The following is a 3,440-nucleotide window of genomic DNA, read 5'->3' as shown; positions in this document are numbered from 1 at the left end:
GCCCTGGAAATGGGGTTGTGGCGATGGTGTGGGTGTGTTCTTTGAGAACTCAACAGTGGACTGTTTTGGTTAGTGTTCTTTTATGCCCCTGACCAGTGATGCGAGTTTTTCGTGTTGGTGGTTGGTGGTTTCTTTGAGTATCACGCTCCGACCCTTTGTGGGTTGTTGAGTGTGTGCTGGGATTGTTTCAACAAGGCATTGTTGGAGAGTTTGATCCTGGCTCAGGACGAACGCTGGCGGCGTGCTTAACACATGCAAGTCGAACGATGAAGCCGCTTCGGTGGTGGATTAGTGGCGAACGGGTGAGTAACACGTGGGTAATCTGCCCTGCACTCTGGGATAAGCCTTGGAAACGAGGTCTAATACCGGATATGACACACGGAGGCATCTCCTGTGTGTGGAAAGTTCCGGCGGTGCAGGATGAGCCCGCGGCCTATCAGCTTGTTGGTGGGGTAGTGGCCTACCAAGGCGACGACGGGTAGCCGGCCTGAGAGGGTGACCGGCCACACTGGGACTGAGACACGGCCCAGACTCCTACGGGAGGCAGCAGTGGGGAATCTTGCGCAATGGGCGAAAGCCTGACGCAGCAACGCCGCGTGGGGGATGACGGCCTTCGGGTTGTAAACCTCTTTCGACAGGGACGAAGCTTTCGGGTGACGGTACCTGTAGAAGAAGCACCGGCTAACTACGTGCCAGCAGCCGCGGTAATACGTAGGGTGCGAGCGTTGTCCGGATTTATTGGGCGTAAAGAGCTCGTAGGCGGTTTGTCGCGTCGGCCGTGAAAACCTGCAGCTTAACTGTGGGCGTGCGGTCGATACGGGCAGACTTGAGTTCGGCAGGGGAGACTGGAATTCCTGGTGTAGCGGTGAAATGCGCAGATATCAGGAGGAACACCGGTGGCGAAGGCGGGTCTCTGGGCCGATACTGACGCTGAGGAGCGAAAGCATGGGGAGCGAACAGGATTAGATACCCTGGTAGTCCATGCCGTAAACGTTGGGCGCTAGGTGTGGGGATGGGTTCCACCGTTTCCGTGCCGTAGCTAACGCATTAAGCGCCCCGCCTGGGGAGTACGGCCGCAAGGCTAAAACTCAAAGGAATTGACGGGGGCCCGCACAAGCGGCGGAGCATGTGGATTAATTCGATGCAACGCGAAGAACCTTACCTGGGTTTGACATGCACTAGACAGCCGTAGAGATACGGTTTCCCTTGTGGTTGGTGTACAGGTGGTGCATGGCTGTCGTCAGCTCGTGTCGTGAGATGTTGGGTTAAGTCCCGCAACGAGCGCAACCCTTGCCCTATGTTGCCAGCGGGTTATGCCGGGGACTCGTAGGGGACTGCCGGGGTCAACTCGGAGGAAGGTGGGGATGACGTCAAGTCATCATGCCCCTTATGCCCAGGGCTTCACACATGCTACAATGGCTGGTACAGAGGGTTGCGATGCCGTGAGGTGGAGCGAATCCCTTAAAGCCGGTCTCAGTTCGGATCGGGGTCTGCAACTCGACCCCGTGAAGTCGGAGTCGCTAGTAATCGCAGATCAGCATTGCTGCGGTGAATACGTTCCCGGGCCTTGTACACACCGCCCGTCACGTCATGAAAGTCGGTAACACCCGAAGCCCATGGCCTAACCCTTTGGGAGGGAGTGGTCGAAGGTGGGACTGGCGATTGGGACGAAGTCGTAACAAGGTAGCCGTACCGGAAGGTGCGGCTGGATCACCTCCTTTCTAAGGAGCAACATAAACCCCGGTCGTAGGCTGGGAGTTTCCGTGGGTTGAGCGCGAGTGTCGTTCACCACGGGTGCTCGATGGATTGTGGAACACACTAACCTTTGAGAACGGTTCACTGTTGGGTATCTGAGAGGACACACCACGTGCCCGGTTGGGTGTGTGGTTGTTTTTTCGGGTTGTTGTTTGAGAATTGTATAGTGGGTGCGAGCATCTTTGTGGCCAAGTTTTTTAGGGCACATGGTGGATGCCTTGGTACCAGGGGCCGATGAAGGACGTGGTAGGCCGCGATAGTCCTCGGGGAGTTGTCAAACGAGCTGTGATCCGAGGGTGTCCGAATGGGGAAACCCAGCCCGAGTGATGTCGGGTTACTCATGCCTGAATATATAGGGTGTGAGGGGGAACGCGGGGAAGTGAAACATCTTAGTACCCGTAGGAAGAGAAAACACTGGTGATTCCGTGAGTAGTGGCGAGCGAAAGCGGAAGAGGCTAAACCGTGCGCGTGGGATACCTGGTAGGGGTTGCGTGTGCGGGGTTGTGGGACATCGTTGGAGAGGGCTACTGACCTCTCAGCATTTGTGTTGCGTGTTAGTTGAACAGGTTGGGAAACCTGACCAGAGACGGTGAGAGTCCGGTAGACGAAAATGCGTGGCCGGTGTGTGGTGGTGTTCCCGAGTAGCAGCGCTTTCGTGGAGGGTGCTGTGAATCTGGCGGGACCACTCGCTAAGCCTAAATACTTCCTGGTGACCGATAGTGGATAGTACCGTGAGGGAATGGTGAAAAGTACCCCGGGAGGGGAGTGAAATAGTTCCTGAAACCATGTGCCTGCAATCCGTCAGAGCAGTCTTAGCAACTGTGATGGCGTGCCTTTTGAAGAATGAGCCTGCGAGTTACTGCTGCGTGGCGAGGTTAACCCGTTGGGGGTAGCCGGAGCGAAAGCGAGTCTGAATAGGGCGTTGGAGTCGCGTGGTGTAGACCCGAAGCGGAGTGATCTACCCATGGCCAGGGTGAAGCGCGGGTAAGACCGTGTGGAGGCCCGAACCCACCAGGGTTGAAAACCTGGGGGATGAGCTGTGGGTAGGGGTGAAAGGCCAATCAAACTCCGTGATAGCTGGTTCTCCCCGAAATGCATTTAGGTGCAGCGTCGCATGTTGCTTGGGTGGGGTAGAGCACTGGTTGGTTGATGGGCCTTCACGGGTTACTGAGATCAGCCAAACTCCGAATACGCCTGAGTTGAGTGTGGCAGTGAGACGGCGGGGGAGAAGCTTCGTCGTCGAGAGGGAAACAGCCCAGAGCATCGGCTAAGGCCCCCAAGTGTGCGCTTAGTGGGAAAGGATGTGGGATCGCTTAGACAACCAGGAGGTTGGCTTAGAAGCAGCCATCCTTGAAAGAGTGCGTAATAGCTCACTGGTCAAGTGGTCCTGCGCCGACAATGTAGCGGGGCTGAAGCGCACCGCCGAAGCCATGCCAATTCAACTTTTGTTGGGTTGGGTAGGGGAGCGTCCTGCACGAGGTGAAGCGTCCGCGGAAGCGTGGTGTGGATTGTGTGGGAGTGAGAATGCAGGCATGAGTAGCGAGTGAAGAGTGAGAATCTCTTCCGCCGGATGACCAAGGGTTCCTGGGGAAGGTTCGTCCGCCCAGGGTGAGTCGGGGCCTAAGGCGAGGCCGACAGGCGTAGTCGATGGATAACGGGTTGATATTCCCGTACCCGTGCATACG

General features: G+C 56.7%; 2 rRNA genes (1 of these 2 running past the window's edge). Both read left to right on the top strand.

The window, feature by feature from the left end:
* Window positions 1-198: 198 nt before the first annotated feature.
* Window positions 199-1,721 (top strand): 16S ribosomal RNA (locus AB0J91_RS32830).
* 220 nt (window positions 1,722-1,941) lie between these two features.
* Window positions 1,942-3,440: ribosomal RNA gene (locus AB0J91_RS32825) — 23S ribosomal RNA — on the top strand; it runs 1,271 nt beyond the window's last position.
* The 16S and 23S rRNA genes sit together here, the layout of an rRNA operon.

It is taken from the genome of Saccharopolyspora sp. NPDC049357 (assembly GCF_040677225.1).
Lineage (GTDB): Bacteria > Actinomycetota > Actinomycetes > Mycobacteriales > Pseudonocardiaceae > Saccharopolyspora.
Note: the sequence above shows the minus strand (reverse complement) of the source record. Positions and strands in the feature narration are given on the sequence as shown.